Genomic DNA, 18,615 nt, shown 5'->3' on the forward strand with positions numbered 1-18,615 from the left:
TGATTTTTAAAAGCCTCATTATAAACTAATGTGGCTTTTTTTATGTCTTTGAGAAAACAGATCTGATGTGATTTGTAATACATAACAAGTCTTCTTCCGGTAGGCCGGAACCCGAAGGCAGACATAATCCTGTCATAAACAGGTTCTCAGCAGTTTTCCTTCCAAAATACGGAGCTTGCCTGAACAAAGGCTGCAAATGCATCGGCTTCCATAACGGGCGTGTTTCGATATTCTTTTGCAGTAGAAATTCTCTTGCATTCTCAGGACGCACCGGGGAAACTTTCGGGTCAAAAAGAATAACGGTGAGCCACCGGTTGGAAAAGAAGCCCTTTGGTTCTTCCTGAAATGTAATGCCGGGAAGTTGTGCGAGATTTATTTTGTAGAAATCAAAATTTGAACGACGCTTTTGAATCCGGTCCGGTAAAACTTTCATCTGGCCTCTGCCGATTCCTGCCAGAACATTACTGAGGCCATAGTTATAACCAACTTCCGAATGCTCGTAATGAGGCGCATCGTCTTTAGCCTGCGAAGCAAGAAATCTGGCTTTTGTGAAATAATCCTGACGCTGGCAAAGCAGCGCTCCGCCACCGGACGTTGTAATGATTTTATTTCCGTTGAAGGATAAAATGGCCAGAGACCCGAATGTTCCCAGCTTTTGATTGAAATAAGTAGCGCCCAATGCTTCCGCCGCATCTTCAATCATTGCGATATCATACCTTGCACAAATCAGAATGATTTCTTTCAGGAGCGCCGGCATTCCGTACAGATGAACAAGAATTACTGCTTTGGGCTTTTTACCTATTTGCAAATAATGCTTTATAGCTGTTTCAAGTGCATCCGGGCACATATTCCATGTTACTGGCTCGCTGTCGATAAACACGGGAACTGCGCCAAGATACACGACCGGATTCGCACTTGCCGCAAAAGTAAGCGACTGACAAAGTACAATGTCATCTTTCTGAACGCCCAGTACGATCAATGCCAGGTGAATTGCAGCCGTGCCGGACGAAAGTGCCAATGCGTACCGGCTGCCTGTAAATTCGCAAAGATCCTGCTCAAATCCATTCACGTTTGATCCGGCCGGCGCAATCCAGTTGGAGTCAAATGCTTCCTGTATATACTCCATTTCTTTTCCGCCCATATGCGGAGAAGAAAGATATATTCTGGGTTTCATAGCGCACTTATCCGGATTACCTTACTGGAACTGCCGCGAACAACCGCACCCTCCGGAACAGCTTTGGTAACAATGCTGCCCGCGCCGACAATGCAGTTTTTACCAATGGTAATGTTCGGGGCAATGCAGCTTCCTGCTCCGATGAGTGAACTTTCGCCAATGCATACATTACCGCACAATATCACGCCCGGAGCGATATGAACATAATCCGCAATTTTACAATCATGGTCAATACTAGCGCCGGTATTTACAATTACATGGTTCCCGATTTGTGAATTGGCCTGAATGATACTGCCGTGCACGATTACAGTTCCTGTTCCGATCGTAACGGTTTTGTCAACCAAAGCGGAAGGATGAATCAAGCTGACGAAGCAATGTGTAATTTGACTGGAAATCCGGCGGCGGATCAAGTTGTTTCCAATGGCAATGATAATAGGTTCATTTACAAATAATCCGGTATTGTAACTTCCCGTGACCGGAATGCCTGCAACTTCAGTTTTTTGTAAATCATCATCAAACAAGGCTTTTATTGTTTTGCCGCAATCCCGGGCAATTCCGGCAATAACGCCGGCATGACCTCCGGCTCCGTACAGAAGCATTTTATATAAGTTTAATAGTGTGTAATAATTGTATTTTTTTGGTCAGCCTGTAAATTTATCCATGTGTGATCCGGAGCTGAAATTGATTCCTTCTTTCCTGAGCACACGGGTAATCGTCATGAAAACAATTTTCATATCAAGCTTGAATGACCTGTTTTTGACATACCAGAGATCGTACTCAAATTTTTGCTCCCAGGCTAAATGATTTCTTCCTTGTACTTGTGCCCAGCCGGTTATTCCCGGAAGAACGGCATGCCGCCTGCGCTGGTCTTCACTGTAAAGTTCAAGATATTCCGTCAGCAACGGCCTTGGTCCGACAATGCTCATTTCACCGCGGATTACATTCCAGAGCTGAGGAATTTCGTCAAGCGATGTTTTTCGTAGAAAATTTCCTGTAACGGAAGCGTCGCTTGCAAGCTGCATTCCGGTTTTTCCGGTATTATTGATCGTACGGAATTTGATCATGGTAAAAATCTTTTCATTCAGTCCGGGCCGTTGCTGAAAAAAGAACGGCTTTCCTTTATGGACGAACGAAAGCAGAATAGCGAGCAAAATAAAAAGCGGCAGCAGGATGATTAGTCCGGCTGCCGCAATGAAAATGTCAAAAATCCTTTTTCCTGATCTGATATACATTTATTGCCCGCCTAAAATATTTCCGGATAATTATTCGGATCGGCTTCGTGCATAATCTGGTACGCAGTTTCAATAATATCGTCCATATTGGGTTTCGTAAAATAATCACCGTCTGATCCGTATGGCGTACGGTGATCTTTTGCAGAGATCGTGACCGGAGCTGAATCCAGCCAGCGGTATGCATTTTGCTTTTCCAGAACCTGCTGCATCATATAACCAGATGCGCTTCCGGGATGGTCTTCATCGGCAAAAATTACTCTGTTCGTTTTCTTTATGGACTCAACAATGCTGCTGTGAATATCAAACGGTAAAAGTGTCTGTACATCGATTACTTCGGCTTCAATTCCCAGATCGTGCAGCTGAGCAGCCGCCTCCATTACTATACGGCACATGGAGCCATAAGTCACAATTGTAATGTCTTTTCCTTCGCGGATTATTTCCGGCATCCCCAGCGGAACGCATATTTCACCGATGTTGTCCGGAAGCATTTCTTTCTGGCGGTAGGAATTCAGTGGTTCTACGATCAGGGCGGGATCATCGCCTTTCATCAGTGTATTGTAAAAACCGGCAGCTTGTGTAAAATTTCTTGGAACGATAACATGCATTCCGCGCAGGCTCCCCAGCATGGCGCCCATAGGCGAACCCGAATGCCATATTCCTTCCAGCCTGTGACCGCGGGTACGTACAATAAGCGGCGCTTTCTGGCCGCCTGCAGTCCGGTACCGCAACGATGCAAGATCGTCTGTCAGCGTGGCCAGTGCATAATAGATATAATCAAAGTACTGAATTTCAACAATAGGCCGTAACCCGCGCATGGCCAAGCCAATTCCCTGGCCCACAATGGTTGTCTCGCGGATACCGGTATCTGTGATTCTGAGTTCGCCATACTTTTCCTGCAAGCCTGCAAAACCCTGATTTACATCCCCGATCATACCAATGTCTTCACCCAGTGCAATGACCTTCGGATCTTTTTCAAAAAGTGAATTAAAGTAGGACCTTATAATTTCACGCCCGTCAACAGTCGGGCTGTTATCTGAAAATACAGGTTTTACCGCCTGAACATGCATCGGGGATTCAGGCGACTCACTATAAAGATGCGTATTGAACCGTTCTTTATTTTCCTGAAGACTTTTACGCAAAAGCTGCTGAAGGGAAGTTTTGAGAGGACTTTCATTTTTGCCAATAATCCGCAGTGCTTTACGGATACTGGAAACAAAATCACGCCGTAGCGGCAGATAGGTTCTTGATAGTTCCAGCGTTACATTGCTGAGTTCGTTGGCATAACTGCTTTCCTGCCCGGCTTCCTGAAGCAGCTGAATGGTTTCCAGATACTCTTTATCCAGCTCTTTCCTGTAAGCCTGCCAGGCCTGGTTTCTTGCCTGCGTTGCATATTCCTTGGCTTCCTTTTCAATCTGTTCCAGCTCTTCGTCTGTTGCGTAACCGTTTTTCAGGATCCAGTCTCTGAACCTCAGATTGCAGTCGCGCTCATTTTCCCATTTAAGACGTTGTTTGGATTTATACCTCTCATGCGATCCGGAAGTTGAATGTCCTTGCGGCTGTGTCAGTTCGGTTACATGCACCAAAACAGGCACCTGTTCTTCGCGGCAGATTTTTGCTGCCTTTTGATACGTTTCAATGAGCGCAGGATAGTCCCAACCGGCAACAGTCATGATTTCCATCCCGGGTTCATCTTCATTTCGCTGTAAACCGGCCATTGCTTTTGAAATGCTGCCTTTGGTGGTCTGATATTCAACCGGAACCGAAATCCCGTAACCGTCATCCCAAACAGAAGTCAGCAGCGGGATCTGCAGAACGCCTGCCGCATTCATGCCTTCCCAGAACATGCCCTGGGAAGTAGATGCATCGCCTATTGTGGCAAAAACAATTTCATTTCCCTGATGAGAAAAGTTGGTAAGAGATGAAAGATCTTTATTGTTCCTGTAAACTTTAGAAGCATATGCCAGTCCGATCGAACGCGGAATTTGTCCGGCAGTGGAGGAAATGTCGCAAACGGAATTGAAAAGCTTGGTTTGATCCAGCCACTGGCCGTTTTCATCCAGCCAGCGTGTAGAAAAGTGCCCGTTCATGGATCTTCCTCCTGTGCTCGGCTCATGCGCCAGATCCGCATGCGCATACATCTGGGCAAAAAACTGCTGCCATGACAGATTTCCCAAGGCTGCCTCGAGAGTCTGATCCCTGTAATACCCTGATCTGAAATCCCCCGGCCTGAACGCTTTTGCAAGGGCAATTTGTGCTAATTCCTTACCATCTCCGAAAATGCCAAATTTGGAACGGCCTCCCATTGTATCCTTTCTCCCCAGCAAACTTACCTGACGACTTTCGCAAGCGAGGCGGTAATCGTTTGTAATATTTTCTTTTGTTAAAACATTGGAACCGGTCAAACTATCATTTTCAAGCATAAGCAAAAGTTTCGGGTTTGAATCCGTAGTTAAATTACTGTTTTTTGAACGCAAGCCAAAATTATACAGGAAAATAATAATCCCTCTAATAATACGTATAACTTATAGCTGCATTGTTAATATTGGTTAATGATTATTAAATTTAAATTTTATGCCTTATTCTTGCTTGCTAAAAATTTTTCACCACTAAATTTATAGTTACAACTATGAAAGTATTCTTTTCAGCATTGGTTTTAATGATCGGTTTAACCACTGTCAGTTTTGCCCAGAAAGGCGTTTTGAAGTTCAAGGAAGAAACGCACAAATTTGGTAAAGTTCCCCAAGGCACTCCTGTAACACACGAATTTACTTTTACAAATACAGGAACTGATCCTGTTGTTCTTTCGAACGTAACCGTTTCATGCGGATGTACAACGCCGGTATGGTCAAAAGATCCTGTACTTCCAGGCAAAACGGGCTCTGTAAAAGCTACTTTCAATGCAGCAGCAGCAGGTCCTTTCAACAAGCCTGTAACTGTTTTCAGCAACACTGAAGGTGGTTCAATCACTTTATACCTGAACGGTGAAGTAGTTCCAAAAACAGCAGCAGCAAAATCTTCCAAATAATTCAGGAAACTGAAATGATACCAGAAAATGGCTGTCCAATCCGGGCAGCCATTTTTTTGTCAGCTTTAATAAGCTGAGCGGTCGTAGAAAGAGCGGCGGCGCGTTACTTTGAGATCCTGCAGAATGCTGGATTTCACTTTCAGTGTGAAGTTGTAATTGCTTACACGGGAAGCACTTCCTGCAAATGGTGTCCAGCTGAAACTCATATCCCAGCAATGCAGGTCGCGGTAAAGGGTTAAAGAAGTGATCGTCGGCTGAAATGCCGTAAAGTCAAAACCGGTATTTACGCTTATTTTAAAGTTTTTTGACAAACTAAGGTCGCCCGTTACCTGAACGGCCTGAATCAGTGATGCCTTGGAAAGCCCCGGTTTTGTCAGGCCGAAGTTATAGTTCAGCGATACGTTCCACGGAATATTGAAATCAACATACAACTCCGGGTTCTGGGCAATAAATTCCTTTTGCGCTTCTTTTGCAGGATCGGCTGAGGCGTCCGGCGTTGTTTTTGTTTTATCCGCTGAACCTTTGGGTGAAAAGCTTGTTCCCAGCGTAAAACCGAGATTCTGCAGATTTGCCAGACCCTGACCTTGCGTAATGGCGTATTTATTGACCTTGTAACCGATCTGGTTTGTCAGGACCCGCGGATTTGCCTCATAAGCATAAGGGTCCAGGTTCATATTGAAGTTCAGATTCAGGTTCTTGCCGATCCTTGCATTCGCATTCACCGTAATATTGGAAAGATTAAGCGAATCCGCCAGCAAATTGTAGCTTCCGCCCAGACTTAGGTTGTCCAGTAAAGATACTTTCTCAAACTGGTTTGCAGCCGTATCGCTTTTGGTCTTCAGCTTCATTTCAAAGGAGTTGTTCAGACTGAATGAAACGACGCTGGAGGCGCGGCCGTTGCTTACGCTGGTACCAACTCCGCGGAAACGCGATAACGATAATTCTCTGTCAACGCCTGCCCGGTCTTTGATATTAATTTTTTCATAAAAGCCAAATGCATCTCCGGTAAAATCAGGCGTATAAGTAAAAGACAAGGAAGGGATAACCGTATGCCGGATGGCTTCAAGCCGCTTGCCTCTTACGAAAAAAGTACCGTAAAAACGCGTATTCATCCCGGCTCCGAAGTTGTAGGAGTATTCCGTCCCCACTTGCTTCAAAGTATCAATGTTTACCTTGTTTTCAACGACTGTATACTTGTACTGTTTTGTAAAAACCTCACCCTGAAGGGATAAGCTCGGCGTAATATTTATAAAGCGGAGCACCTTGAAATTGGGCAATGAAATGGGCAAACTGTACCGGCCGGTAAACTGCGCATCTTTCAGCATGTCCGGCAGGTTGCTGAAATTGAACGGTACTATTTTTGTTGTATTCAGGCGGGTCGTATCAATGAATTCCGTATTTGTCAGGGCAAAACCCAGGCTGCTGTACGAAGTATCAATGGGTGTCAGTGAATTGGTGAGTGTGTAATTACCGCTGAAATCCAGACCAAGACGGAAGCTTTCATACCAGCGTCCGCTTGCTCCTTTAATGGCAAATGGCGCGATCTGGTTGATACCAAAATTGAAGTCTGTGGAAATGTTTGTTTTTCCGCCTTCCCGTCTGTTCAAAGTTTCATTCCTTTGTCCGAAGTTCTGGTTCACACGCAAGCTTGCCGCCGCACGCATATACTGTCCGAAAGTGCGGTTATACTGCACGGAAGAACTGGCAACATTGGAAATATACTTCTGTGTATCAAATTCCTGAAGCTGGTTATAACTGTTGCTTGTTACATTGACATTCGCCGAAAAAGTGGAATTTCCTCTTGGCCGCGGCGCATGCGACCATACAATGCTGAAATCATTGGTTGTTCCGCGCCCCAGATCTCTTTGTACTTCGTCACTGGATTTGTTCTTGTTAAATCGTAGGGCAAAATTTCCATTATACTGATAACGCCGTGAATAAGTTGAAGCCAGGCCCAGTCCCCAGCTGCCCGTTGAATAAATCTGGCCGGTTACCGTAGCATTGACGTATTCATTGATTGCAAAATAGTAACCGCCTTCACGCAGGTAAAATCCGCGTCCGTTCGGTTCTTCTCCGTAAGTAGGGAAAATAATGCCCGAAGTTCCGCTTTCCTTTTTCTTGGGAAACGGAAAAAATCCGAATGGCAGGGCAATAGGCAGCGGAACGTCACTGATTACAAGGTTGAACGGGCCGGAAATAACCTGCTTTTTATTGACCATTTTAATCTTCGGCGCATTGATGTAATAATGCGGATGCGTAAGATTACAGGTTGTGTACATGGAATGCCGGATATAAAAATTTCCGACATCATCTTTTTTTACTTTTTCACCCCGAATATTGCCGTCGCCTTCCTGCGTCACAATTCCCTGGATCAATGCTTTTTTGGATTTGAAATTGTACCGGATTTCCTTGGTATTATACGTTTCTGCACCATCCTGGAAAATCGGGTCTCCGGCTATTTTTTTGGCTGTGGAATCATACATTCCGACGGCATAAACTTCATTGGTAATCCAGTTGAGCCGGATATAACTTGCTTTAAGATTGATTGTTCCGTAATTCACTTCCGCGTTTCCGTACAAATGCACCTGTTTAAGAACCGCATCCATGATCGTGGAATCCTCAGCCGTGTATTCAACGGTATTCTGAAGATCATCGGGATTGGACAGTGTGTCTGTAGCCGTAGAATCAGAAGTAACCAAAGGATTGTTTGTCAGGGAAGTATCGCTTTTTGCTGCCACTCCGTTAACGGACGTGCCGCGTTTACCGGTGCCTGAAGTGTCAGTACCGGATTGCTGCTTTGCATTAAGAAGAGAATCCGCCTTCTGTTGGGCAGTTTTGGTAACGATCTTACTGCCTGAATTTTTACCGGTTCTCTTGGTGCGCTGCTGTACACAAGCAACTGTACAGAACAGCATAAACGCTGCCACTACTGACGATATAATAATCGCCTTTCTTTTCAGTTCTAACAAATAGCGTATTTTTGCATAAAGAATTTCAAAATTAGCAGAGAAACCTCTAACGAGTAACGCCCTAATTAAAAAATAATGTTAAAAGTTCTTAAATTAGTAGTTCTGGCAAGTTTTCTGCTCACAAGCCTTGCCTTTGTATTCCGGGATGAACCTGCTTCTTCAAAATCCGTTGTTCCTGCAAAACCCGGTAAAGTTAACACAGTCGTAATTGATGCCGGTCATGGCGGTAAAGATCCGGGTACACGCGGCCGGAAAACCAGAGAAAAAGACGTGGCGCTTGCGGTTGCGCTGGAACTTGGCCGACAAATCAAACAGGAAACGCCTGACGTAAAAGTACTTTACACCAGATCTACGGACGTATTTATTGAACTTGGCGAACGTTCCGCTTTTGCAAATCGCAACAATGCCGATCTTTTTATTTCCATCCATTGCAATGCAACGCCAAAGTCACGGTCGGTACGAGGCACGGAAACCTTTGTAATGGGTTTGCACAAAACCGAAGGAAACCTGGAAGTTGCGAGACGGGAAAACTCGGTTATTCTTCAGGAAACGAATTACAAACAGAAATACAAAGGCTTTGACCCCAATTCACCGCTTGCGCATATTATGCTGGCCAATTATCAGAGTGCCTTTATTTCCAGTAGCTTACGCTTCGCAGATCATGTTGAAAGAAAGTTTCAGTCTGTTTCCGGGCGCGACAGCAGAGGAGTCAAGCAGGCGGGATTTCTTGTACTGTGGCGATGCGCCATGCCAAGTGTTCTGATTGAAACAGGTTTTTTGTCAACACCCGATGAAGAAGATTATCTGAGTTCCGATGAGGGGCAGGAAGAGGTTGCCGCTTCCATTCATCAGGCATTTATGTTGTATAAAAAAGAAATGGACCGATAAATAAAGCTGGCAGTCGATGTTTTGATTTGTCAAAACATTTTTTGATACTTTGGTGTTAACAGAAAAGCGAGGTCGAATTAAATCTAATCCAAATTTTTATTGCGTTAAAGCCTGGCAAATTATGACGCAGGCAAATTAAATAGTCCATGAAAGTATCAAAAGAAGCAAAAGTCGGGATAATGGCAGTTTTCGCAATGGTTATGCTGTATTTCGGCTTTCATATCCTCAAAGGCTCCGATGTTTTTTCCCGCACATTCCGGTATTATGTAATTTATGACAATATTGACGGGCTTACCGCATCCAATCCGGTGCTTCTGAACGGGCTTAATGTAGGAAGAGTTCAGGAAATTAGGTTGTTGCAGAATCAGAAAAATCATTTGCTGGTTGCCATTGATGTTCAGAAAGGCGTTGTGCTGCCTTCCGGAACAGCGGCTGTGCTGGCTGATGGCGGTTTGCTTGGCGGCAAGGTTGTCAATCTGGCCGTTGGCTCAGGAGCGGCTTTGCAGGATGGCGATACGCTGCTTTCCAAAAAAGAAGCCGGAATTTCGGCTGTTTTGCAGCAACAGGCATTACCGCTGGTTACACATGCGGATTCATTGGTCAAAAATCTGGATCAGGTTGTTGCAGGTTTCAAGGAAACAGGATTGATTCTTAATCAGGTTCTGAAAAACTATAATCAGACGGGAAGCAGTCTGCAGGGGTTGCTTTCTGAAAACCGCAGTAATTTGCTTACGCTGACGGGTAATCTCAATAAACTTTCCACTTCGCTGGTTGAAACCGAAAAGGAACTGAAACCGCTTCTTGCCAAGACCGGAACGCTGGCGGATTCGCTGAATGCATTGCGGCTTGGAGAAACCGTTCAGAATGCGAATCGTACCATAAACGAACTGCATACGTTGCTGGCCAGCGTGGAATCCGGCCAGGGAACCGCAGGAAAACTAATCAAAGACGAAACGCTTTATAATAACATTGACCGTACGATTGTAAGTCTTAACAAGCTGCTGACCAACTTGCGCGAGCATCCGAAACGCTATATCAACATTTCTGTATTTGGCAAAAAAGACAAAGGCCCGTCGGAATCGCCACTGGACACTGCGACTCAGATCAGATAGGAAAATTGCTTCATTTGCATAAATATCAAAGTCGTTTGCTTACGGGTAAACGACTTTTTATTTTTGATCAAAACTGGCATTTTACAGCAGCCGGCCATTCACTTTTACACTATACGCTATGACAAATCAACCCAGTCTTCCGGAACTAATCGATCTTCTGAATCAGAAATACGAAAGTGTAAAGCTCGGCGGAGGACAGAAAAAAATTGATGCTCAGCATAAAAAAGGAAAGCTGACTGCCCGTGAAAGAATCGATTTTTTGATTGATCCGGATAGCTACTTTCTTGAAATCGGCGCATTTGCCGGTGACGCTATGTATGAAGAAGAAGGCGGCTGTCCTTCCGGCGGCGTGATTGCCGGAATCGGCAATGTTTCCGGAAAACAATGCATGATCGTAGCCAATGACGCTACCGTGAAAGCGGGCGCGTGGTTTCCGGTTGCAGCCAAGAAAAATCTGCGTGCACAGGAAATTGCCATGGAAAACCGGCTTCCGATTATTTACCTTGTTGACAGCGCCGGGATATACTTGCCCATGCAAGCCGAAATTTTTGCCGATAAGGAACATTTTGGCCGCATTTTCAGAAACAATGCACAGATTTCCGCCATGGGCATTGTGCAGATTTCCGCCATTATGGGAAGCTGTGTGGCAGGCGGCGCCTATCTGCCGGTCATGTCCGATGAAGCATTTATTGTGGAAGGAACCGGTTCGCTGTTTCTGGCTGGGCCGTATCTTGTAAAATCTTCAATTGGTGAAGACATTGATGCTGAGTTACTCGGCGGCGCAGCCATGCACTGCGAAATTTCCGGCGTTACCGATAACAAGTTTCCTGACGATCAATCCTGTCTGGATGCAATCAAAAGGCATATTGACAAAATCGGGAAGCCGCTTTCAGCAGGTTTCGACCGTAAAGCTGCCATTTTGCCCAAAAGGAACCCCGAAGAAATTTATACCTTACTGCCTGCAGACAGACTGAAACCTTATGACATGCTTCCCGTTCTGGAATGCATTGCGGATGGCTCCGAACTGGACGAGTACAAGCCGGATTATGGAAAAACTTTAATTTGCGCTTATGCACGCGTGGATGGCTGGGCTGTCGGGATTGTAGCCAATCAGCGGAAAATGGTGCGGTCCGGAAAAGGTGAAATGCAGATGGGCGGCGTTATTTACAGCGAATCTGCAGATAAGGCTGCCCGTTTTATCATGAATTGCAACCAGAAAAAAATCCCGCTTATCTTTTTTCAGGATGTAACCGGATTTATGGTCGGGAGCCGGGCAGAACAGGGCGGGATTGTGAAAGACGGTGCTAAAATGGTCAGTGCGGTTGCCAATTCGGTTGTTCCCAAATTCACTTTTATTGTCGGAAATTCTTACGGAGCAGGCAATTATGCCATGTGTGGGAAAGCGTATGATCCAAGATTGATATTTGCATGGCCAACGGCTCAAATGGCAGTCATGAGCGGAGCCACGGCGGCCAGAACACTGCTTCAGGTGCAGACGGCAACGTTGAAAGCCAAAGGTGAAATCATCTCGCCGGAAGCAGAAAAAGCCTTGCTGGAAGAAATCACAGAACGTTACAACCGCGAACTGTCTCCGTATTATGCAGCCGCACGGCTCTGGGTTGACGGCATTATTGATCCGGCTGAAACCAGAAGAATCATTTCTGCAGGCATTGCAGCCGCAGATCAGGCCCCGATTGAAAAGAAATTCAATATGGGCATCATGCAGGTTTGATTTTTTAGGAAAATTTCAGACAGATTTTTATACTTCAGACTTCAATTTACTTCAACCCGATATTATGTCCGAAAAAATAGCATTTCTGGGTTTGGGAAACCTGGGAACACCCATTGCCGAACGCCTGATCAATTCCGGCTACGAACTGACCGTATGGAACAGAACGATTTCCAAAACCGAGGAACTTGCCAGACTTGGCGCCAAAGTGGCTCAAACTCCGGCGGAAGCTGTTACGCCCGGCGCTTTTGTAATTTCCGTATTGTCCAATGATGCGGCCGTAGAAAAAACTTTCACAAACGAACTTCTTGAAAAACTGGGCAAAGGCGGCATTCATATTTCCATGAGCACAATTTCACCCGAAACATCAAGAAAGCTGAGCGGGAATCATCAGGAGTACGGCGTTGCATATGTGGCAGCACCTATTTTCGCAAGGCCCGAAGCTGTAAGATCCGGCGTCGGCAACATCTGCATTTCCGGAAATGCAGATGCAAAAGAGAAAGTAAAGCCTGTTGTGCAGACACTCGTTAAAGGCGTTTTTGATTTTGGCGAAGATCCCGGCGCTGCCAACGTCATCAAGCTTGCAGGAAATTTTATGATCGCGGCAAGTATGGAAATGATGGCCGAAGCATTTACGATGGCTGAAAAAAACGGTATTCCGCGCCAGAACATTTATGAAATGCTTACGCAGACTTTGTTTGCAGCTCCTATTTTCCAGAATTACGGCAAGATCGTTGCGCAGCATACGTACGAACCCGCTGCTTTCAAGCTGCCGCTTGGACTTAAAGACATTAACCTTACCTTGCAGACTGCAGCAAGCGTGAATGTTTCCATGCCCATTGCCGATCTGCTTCGCAACCGCTTTGTATCCGCTCTGGCAAAAGGCCGCGAAAACCTCGACTGGGGAGCACTTGCCATGGGCGCTTCCGATGATGCCGGATTATAACAAAACAAAAAAGCTGCTTTTTAGCAGCTTTTTTGTTCATTAAAACACTGAATAGAACTACTCTCTTATTTCAAGCAACATCTCATCAGTAATATTGTTCTTTGCCTTGAAGTCGGCAACCGTTTCCGTAAATGAAGTCTGAAGATCTTCTACATGCTGAAGGTTCTGATATACGCCGTCGTAAATATCATTTAAGGATTTATCAAGATTTTCAACATTCAGATTCATGTTTTCTGTCTCAATCTGTCCGATTTTCTTGATGACCGCAGTCTCGCTGTTTTTCAGGTCTTCAATTTCACGGAGAATCTTCTCCATGCTTTTATACTTTTCTATATTGTTCATAAAATCTGTTTGAGGTTCTCAAATACGAGTTCAATTATCGTACCAATGCCAAATGACCAATCGGTAAATCATGCCGGAATACTGCTTTGACGTTGTATGAAAACGAATCGTAAAATCTGGTTTTGTGCCCTGATGCTGTGGATTGCAGGAAATCCGGTGTTTGCACAGCTGCAAGAAAATATTTCAAAATGGAAAGGGTTTGATAAAGTCGAATTCACTTTTGAAAACAGAAAAGCCTGGTTTGTAAAGCCGCGGAAAGTCGTTGCAGGCAATCCGTGGGTATGGCGCGCACATTTTCCCGACTGGCATACGGAAATGGACAGCATCCTGCTTTCCAGAGGATTTCATATCGCTTACGTAAATACAAATGATCTTTTTGCACATCCTTCGGCCATGCAGGTCTGGGATTCTTTCTATGATTATCTTGTAAAAGAAAAACAGTTTTCTCCAAAACCGGCATTGGAAGGCGTAAGTCGCGGCGGATTATATGTGTACGGCTGGGCAAAGCGAAATCCCGATAAAGTAAGCTGCATTTACGCCGAAGCGCCGGTTTGTGATCCGAAAAGCTGGCCCGGCGGCAAAGGAAAAGGGCTGGGTTCGGAAAAAGACTGGGCGGCATTTCTGAAAATTTACGGATTGTCGGAAGAAGAAGCTGTAAAGTTCAGTGATATTCCGCTCAACGATCTGGCAGGACTGGCTGCATTTAAAGTACCGATTCTGCATGTTATTGGTCTAAACGATAAATATGTGCCTGCGGCTGAAAACAGCGATTTGCTTGTGCAAAATTACATGAAGCTTGGCGGCCCGATCAGTGTATACCCGATGACGCGCGGCGAACAGACACTGGAAGGCCATCATTTTCCGATTGAGCATCCGGAGTTCTTTGCCAGTTTTATTGAACAAAACAGCGTTCCTGTAAAAAAGCCATTACCGCATTTGCCGTATATTGAAATCAATAAAGGTTTGGGCAATGCGTACGAAAAATTCAGAACGTTGAAAAAAGGGACTGTCGCATTTCTGGGCGGTTCCATTACGCATAATCCCGGCTGGCGGAACAAGACTTCACAATATCTGCAGGAACATTTCCCTAATACTGAATTTACTTTCATAGCTGCCGGGATTCCTTCGCTTGGCAGCACGCCGCATGCATTCCGTTTCAGCAGGGATGTTCTGGCAAAAGGAATCCCTGATTTGCTTTTTGTGGAAGCGGCCGTAAATGACCGTGTAAACGGATTCGGTGAAAAGGCGCAGGTTCGCGGATTGGAAGGCATTCTTCGCCAGATGTATGCTGCAAACCCAAAGGCAAATGTTGTCATGATGGCCTTTGCAGATCCGGATAAGAGCGCTGATTATGAAGCTGGCAAAGAGCCTGTTGAAGTTGGAGTGCATCAGAAGTTGGCAAAGTATTACGGAGCTGCTTACATGAATCTGGCGCGTGAAGTTTACGACCGGATAAAAACGGGAGAATTTTCATGGGAATACGATTTTAAAGACCTGCACCCTTCGCCATACGGGCAGGAATTATATTTTCAGACGATAAAAGAACTGCTGAAAACAGAGCCGTCTGCCGCATTTAGTGACACAAAGCTGCCTGTTCCGCTGGATAAATTCTCGTACGAAAAAGCAGGTTATCATTCCATTAGCGAAGCCAAAAGTCTGAAAAGATTTACGCTGATTCCGGCATGGAAGCCTGAAGATAACGTTTCTGCAAGAGAAGGATTTGTAAATGTTCCGATGCTCGTCGGTGAAAAAGCAAATGCAGCATTAACGCTCGATTTCAAAGGCCGGGGAATCGGCATTGCCATTATTTCAGGGCCGGATGCAGGAAAAATTACTTATACGATTGATGGCAAAAACCTGCGTACGCTCGACTTGTTTACGGAATGGAGCACGCAGCTGCATCTGCCGTGGTATCTGATGCTTGACGATGAACTCAAAGCCGGACGGCATACGTTGCAACTGACCATTTCCAGTGACAAAAATGAAAAAAGTACCGGTACCGCATGCCGGATCGTGCATTTTCTGGTCAATGAGTGAATTGCAAATCGCTTTGAACTTTCGGCACGACAATCGGTTAAGCGTAAAAGAAGCCTGTATGTTTGTTGATGAAGTTTTAGGTTGGCTAGCCTTTGGATAACTCTGAAGACCGGATTTGTGCCGCAATAATTCCCTGTTTCAGGGTTTCGTCCAGCTTTCCGGTTTCAAATTGTTTCAGAGCTGCTTCCGTCGTTCCGCCTTTGGAAGCCACTGCTTTTATAAGCTCGTCCAGCGACTTGTCGGCAGTATTTATCAGATGAAAGGAGCCGAGCATGGTTTGTTTTACGAGTAAAGCCGCAACGGATTCTTCAAAACCCATTTGTTTTCCGGCTTCGATCATGGCTTTTACTACATAGAAGAAATAAGCAGGCCCGCTTCCGCTCAGCGCCGTAACGGCATTCAGTTGTTCTTCATCTTCCAGAAATACCGAACGGCCCGTCGCATTGATCAGGTTTTCTATTTTCCTTAATTGATTGATATCTACTTCCGGAGAAGCGGAGTAGGCGGTAATGCCCATTCCCAGCATGGCCGGCGTATTGGGCATCGCGCGGATCACGGCTTTATGGTCCAGCGCATTTTGTATGATCTGAATTGTAACACCAGCCATAATGGAAAGCACAACCTGATTTGGCCGCACAACTTCGCGCAAAGCCTGAGAAACGGATGTGAAATCCTGTGGTTTTACAGAAAGGATAATCAGGTCGTAACTGCTGATCTGCGGGCCGATAATGCCGGTAATTACGCCGGGCTGAAAGCTGTTGAGGCTTTCCATACGATCTTCACTTTTCTCGACAAGCAGAAAGTCTTCTTTCTTTACAAGATCAAATTTCAGGAAAGCGCGGGCAAAGGCCATGCCCATATTGCCGCATCCGATGATTGCAATTTTCATTTCAGATAAGATTGGTATTTCAGGTTTTAAGCGAATTACGCAACTTTTAAACAAATATTAACGGAAAGATCGCTTAATATAATTTGTTCCGAAATCACCGGAAAGATCGCTTAATATAATTTGTTCCGAAATCACCGGAAAGCTGCTGACTCGCTTGTTCCGATGTAATACTTCTTGCATCAAGAAATGTCAGGATTGCTTTGAAAACGTGAAATGCTTGTTCAAAATGGGAAATTCGGAAGTAAGCAGGCACATGACAAGCAGGAATTTCATGACGCCTCTCCGGAAAGTATACTCAATGTTCATCAGACTGAAATGATGCAGCATGATAAAGAAGCAAATGTAAATAAGCAACGGCCAGCCAAGATTCGCCCATGCTTTTCCATTGCGGGAAATAAAGAAATTGATCAGCCAGAGCAGGATAAAAAGGTACAATGTACATCCCCAGTAATCCATGCTGAAAAGAAAGAAGTTCATGCCATTGAAAATCATGCTGGTTTTCTCGTAAGAGTATAATCCTTTCCAGATAATCTGTTCCCTGACCTGCGGTGTGACGGGGAAATAGAATTTGAAGAAAATGACATTCCATAAAAAAGTAGATGCCGCAGACGCAGCCAGATAAATGGAAGCAAGTTTGATTACTCTGAACTTCATTTCCGAGTACAGCAAAACAGCCAGGACCAATGTAATGGCAGCTACGATGATAATGGTTTCCGTACGCGTCCAGCATGCCGCTGACATAAAAATGGCCGCGAGCGTAAAATGCTGCAGATTTCCTGATCTTAAAAAATTAACCGTAAAGATCATTCCGATGGCAAAGAAAACGGCATTGGAAAAGTCGGTTTGAAGCAGAAAGGTGTATGCGTATAATTCAGGAGCACATAACAGAAGAAGTATGCAGAAACCTGCAATAATTGGATGTACTTTTTCACACATCTTGCTGTAAGCAAACACAAAAAAGCAAACCGTAAGCAGCCCAAGCCAGACTTGTCCGAACGGCAAACCGACAGACCGGTAAATGATCTGCATAAGCATCGTGAACGGCGCATAATAAGGCTGTGTTGACAGATAAGGCCGGAAATCCTCGCGAAAAAACAGGGAAGAAACAATGTGACCTTCTTTAAGCGCCCGCCGGGCAACCAGATCAATGCCGACGATGGAGTCATAAGGCGTAACCGGAATGCTGTATGTCCGCCAGAAGCTGAAAAACAGAAGATATGCAATCGCAGTCAGGAAAATGATTTCATATATTTTAATGGAGACATTTTCCTGAATTACAAGCAGTTTAAGGCTTTTAATAAGTTTGGCCGGATTGTAATTAATAGCCGCAGCAAGTAATGCGTTTCCGGTCATTACAGAAAATGCCGAAATGGGCAGATGCAGTATTTCCAGCACATAAACGGCCAGTGTTGAGAGAAAGAAGCCAATCAGTATGGATAAGGAAATTTTCTGGGCCAACCGCGTAATGACAGAAAACCGGTCAACAATTCCAAAACCGGCCAGAAATTGCAATACCAAAATACAGATGAACAGCATCGGAAAGGGAAAAATTGACAGAAAATGACCGCTTATTTCTTTGGCGTATAAGGAATGTCTTCCAGGAAGAGATTTTTCGCAAAAGCGAGTTCTTCGCTGTTTGTGATCTTCAGCGGATAGCAATTGCCTTCGGCATCGATCAAAATGGTGCAATTTGCTTTGGTATGATCCTTGCTTTCCAGCGAAACCGTCCGGATTTTATCATTCATATAGAACATGTAAACCGGATTGGTAAGTGAAAAAGAGGATGAATTCCTGATGTATTTTTTGGTGTAAGCCGGGGGCGGAGTAAGCAGTATAACCGGCTGGGGCTTCATGATTTCAGTCAGATATCTGGGCAGCAAATAATCCAGACCGAATCTTTCGCCCATCAGCAAATCGGTGTCAATGGCTTTTCTTCTGGCATTGAACTCTTCTTTGTAAAACTTCACTTTTTCAAACACCGCTTTTCCCAGAAAATTCTGAATCAGAAGAAATAAAGCCAGTGCTGCCAATGTAAGCAGGCCCTGAACGGCGTAATGAGATGCATTCTTGTCTGTTTTCGGGTTTACAGAAAGTTCATCTTCGACAAGCACGTTTATCTTTCTATCCGGGTTATCCTTTTTATAGTGTGGTTCAGATTTCATTTGGTCATTGGTTACACCGCCTGGTGCAACAAACAAAACAGAAGATTTCTGATTTATATACAGCCAATGAATTACCGGCTGAAGTCAGTTACCGATTGGTTAAATGAATA

Annotated in this window: 15 protein-coding genes; 6 read left to right on the plus strand and 9 right to left on the minus strand. The window is 44.8% G+C overall.

Annotated features, from left to right (window positions below; translation table 11 throughout):
* Window positions 1-40: 40 nt before the first annotated feature.
* Genes FEM33_RS00270 through FEM33_RS00285 form a run of 4 tightly spaced genes read right to left on the minus strand, consistent with a single transcriptional unit; the run spans window position 41 to window position 4,826 of the window.
* Window positions 41-1,174: an aminotransferase class I/II-fold pyridoxal phosphate-dependent enzyme gene (locus FEM33_RS00270; RefSeq protein WP_139010130.1), complete on the minus strand. Its 1,134-nt coding sequence runs from the start codon at window positions 1,172-1,174 to the stop codon at window positions 41-43.
* The gene (locus tag FEM33_RS00275; protein ID WP_139010131.1) at window positions 1,171-1,773 is read right to left on the minus strand and encodes an acetyltransferase; all 603 of its coding nucleotides are present in this window, start codon (window positions 1,771-1,773) and stop codon (window positions 1,171-1,173) included. Before FEM33_RS00275 ends, FEM33_RS00270 begins: the two co-directional genes overlap by 4 nt.
* 42 nt (window positions 1,774-1,815) lie before the next feature.
* The gene (locus tag FEM33_RS00280) at window positions 1,816-2,406 is read right to left on the minus strand and encodes a sugar transferase (RefSeq protein WP_139010132.1); all 591 of its coding nucleotides are present in this window, start codon (window positions 2,404-2,406) and stop codon (window positions 1,816-1,818) included.
* A gap of 11 nt (window positions 2,407-2,417) precedes the next feature.
* Window positions 2,418-4,826 (minus strand): alpha-ketoacid dehydrogenase subunit alpha/beta, encoded by a 2,409-nt coding sequence (locus FEM33_RS00285; RefSeq protein ID WP_139010133.1) that lies wholly within the window; start codon window positions 4,824-4,826, stop codon window positions 2,418-2,420.
* A gap of 206 nt (window positions 4,827-5,032) precedes the next feature.
* Between FEM33_RS00285 and FEM33_RS00290 the strand changes: the two genes are divergently transcribed.
* Window positions 5,033-5,431, plus strand: a complete 399-nt coding sequence (locus FEM33_RS00290) for a DUF1573 domain-containing protein (protein WP_138283259.1) — start codon at window positions 5,033-5,035, stop codon at window positions 5,429-5,431.
* 65 nt (window positions 5,432-5,496) lie between these two features.
* Here FEM33_RS00290 and FEM33_RS00295 read toward each other — a convergent pair whose 3' ends face one another.
* A complete protein-coding gene (locus FEM33_RS00295) occupies window positions 5,497-8,400 on the minus strand; it encodes a putative LPS assembly protein LptD (RefSeq protein WP_139010134.1) in 2,904 nt (967 codons plus the stop codon).
* A gap of 75 nt (window positions 8,401-8,475) precedes the next feature.
* On the opposite strand from FEM33_RS00295, the gene FEM33_RS00300 reads away from it, so the two are divergent.
* From FEM33_RS00300 to FEM33_RS00315, 4 genes are all read left to right on the plus strand, one after another.
* On the plus strand, window positions 8,476-9,288 hold the full coding sequence (locus tag FEM33_RS00300) for an N-acetylmuramoyl-L-alanine amidase family protein (RefSeq protein WP_139010135.1): 813 nt from the start codon (window positions 8,476-8,478) through the stop codon (window positions 9,286-9,288).
* Window positions 9,289-9,434: 146 nt separating this feature from the next.
* Window positions 9,435-10,400 carry an MlaD family protein gene (locus FEM33_RS00305; RefSeq protein ID WP_139010136.1) on the plus strand — a complete coding sequence of 322 codons (966 nt, stop codon included), beginning with the start codon at window positions 9,435-9,437 and terminating at the stop codon, window positions 10,398-10,400.
* Window positions 10,401-10,518: 118 nt separating this feature from the next.
* Window positions 10,519-12,132, plus strand: coding sequence for an acyl-CoA carboxylase subunit beta (locus FEM33_RS00310; protein ID WP_139010137.1), 1,614 nt, complete (start codon window positions 10,519-10,521; stop codon window positions 12,130-12,132).
* A complete protein-coding gene (locus FEM33_RS00315; protein ID WP_262711949.1) occupies window positions 12,095-13,075 on the plus strand; it encodes an NAD(P)-dependent oxidoreductase in 981 nt (326 codons plus the stop codon). The genes FEM33_RS00310 and FEM33_RS00315 overlap by 38 nt, the downstream gene beginning before the upstream one ends.
* Window positions 13,076-13,132: 57 nt before the next feature.
* Here the strand turns inward: FEM33_RS00315 and FEM33_RS00320 are convergent, their stop codons facing one another.
* Window positions 13,133-13,417: a hypothetical protein gene (locus FEM33_RS00320; protein WP_139010139.1), complete on the minus strand. Its 285-nt coding sequence runs from the start codon at window positions 13,415-13,417 to the stop codon at window positions 13,133-13,135.
* 96 nt (window positions 13,418-13,513) lie between these two features.
* Here FEM33_RS00320 and FEM33_RS00325 point away from each other — a divergent pair, with 96 nt between their 5' ends.
* Window positions 13,514-15,454 (plus strand): SGNH/GDSL hydrolase family protein, encoded by a 1,941-nt coding sequence (locus tag FEM33_RS00325; RefSeq protein ID WP_139010140.1) that lies wholly within the window; start codon window positions 13,514-13,516, stop codon window positions 15,452-15,454.
* Between the two features lie 85 nt (window positions 15,455-15,539).
* Here the strand turns inward: FEM33_RS00325 and proC are convergent, their stop codons facing one another.
* From proC to FEM33_RS00340, 3 genes are all read right to left on the minus strand, one after another.
* A complete protein-coding gene (gene proC / locus FEM33_RS00330) occupies window positions 15,540-16,343 on the minus strand; it encodes a pyrroline-5-carboxylate reductase (RefSeq protein WP_139010141.1) in 804 nt (267 codons plus the stop codon).
* A 189-nt stretch (window positions 16,344-16,532) separates the two neighbouring features.
* Complete coding sequence (locus FEM33_RS00335) at window positions 16,533-17,879, minus strand: hypothetical protein (protein ID WP_139010142.1); 1,347 nt, start codon at window positions 17,877-17,879, stop codon at window positions 16,533-16,535.
* A 32-nt stretch (window positions 17,880-17,911) separates the two neighbouring features.
* Window positions 17,912-18,505 (minus strand): hypothetical protein, encoded by a 594-nt coding sequence (locus FEM33_RS00340; RefSeq protein WP_139010143.1) that lies wholly within the window; start codon window positions 18,503-18,505, stop codon window positions 17,912-17,914.
* Window positions 18,506-18,615: the final 110 nt, after the last annotated feature.

It is taken from the genome of Dyadobacter flavalbus (assembly GCF_006149045.1).
GTDB classification, from domain to species: Bacteria; Bacteroidota; Bacteroidia; order Cytophagales; family Spirosomataceae; genus Dyadobacter; species Dyadobacter flavalbus.

Bases quoted from the DNA above. Each gene is read 5' to 3' on its own strand.
- FEM33_RS00305 (WP_139010136.1), top strand. From the start codon at position 9,435: ATGAAAGTATCAAAAGAAGCAAAAGTCGGGATAATGGCAGTTTTCGCA.
- FEM33_RS00285 (WP_139010133.1), bottom strand. From the start codon at position 4,826: ATGCTTGAAAATGATAGTTTGACCGGTTCCAATGTTTTAACAAAAGAA.
- FEM33_RS00340 (WP_139010143.1), bottom strand. From the start codon at position 18,505: ATGAAATCTGAACCACACTATAAAAAGGATAACCCGGATAGAAAGATA.
- FEM33_RS00280 (WP_139010132.1), bottom strand. From the start codon at position 2,406: ATGTATATCAGATCAGGAAAAAGGATTTTTGACATTTTCATTGCGGCA.
- proC (WP_139010141.1), bottom strand. From the start codon at position 16,343: ATGAAAATTGCAATCATCGGATGCGGCAATATGGGCATGGCCTTTGCC.
- FEM33_RS00335 (WP_139010142.1), bottom strand. From the start codon at position 17,879: ATGCTGTTCATCTGTATTTTGGTATTGCAATTTCTGGCCGGTTTTGGA.
- FEM33_RS00320 (WP_139010139.1), bottom strand. From the start codon at position 13,417: ATGAACAATATAGAAAAGTATAAAAGCATGGAGAAGATTCTCCGTGAA.
- FEM33_RS00300 (WP_139010135.1), top strand. From the start codon at position 8,476: ATGTTAAAAGTTCTTAAATTAGTAGTTCTGGCAAGTTTTCTGCTCACA.
- FEM33_RS00290 (WP_138283259.1), top strand. From the start codon at position 5,033: ATGAAAGTATTCTTTTCAGCATTGGTTTTAATGATCGGTTTAACCACT.
- FEM33_RS00310 (WP_139010137.1), top strand. From the start codon at position 10,519: ATGACAAATCAACCCAGTCTTCCGGAACTAATCGATCTTCTGAATCAG.
- FEM33_RS00275 (WP_139010131.1), bottom strand. From the start codon at position 1,773: ATGCTTCTGTACGGAGCCGGAGGTCATGCCGGCGTTATTGCCGGAATT.
- FEM33_RS00325 (WP_139010140.1), top strand. From the start codon at position 13,514: ATGAAAACGAATCGTAAAATCTGGTTTTGTGCCCTGATGCTGTGGATT.
- FEM33_RS00270 (WP_139010130.1), bottom strand. From the start codon at position 1,174: ATGAAACCCAGAATATATCTTTCTTCTCCGCATATGGGCGGAAAAGAA.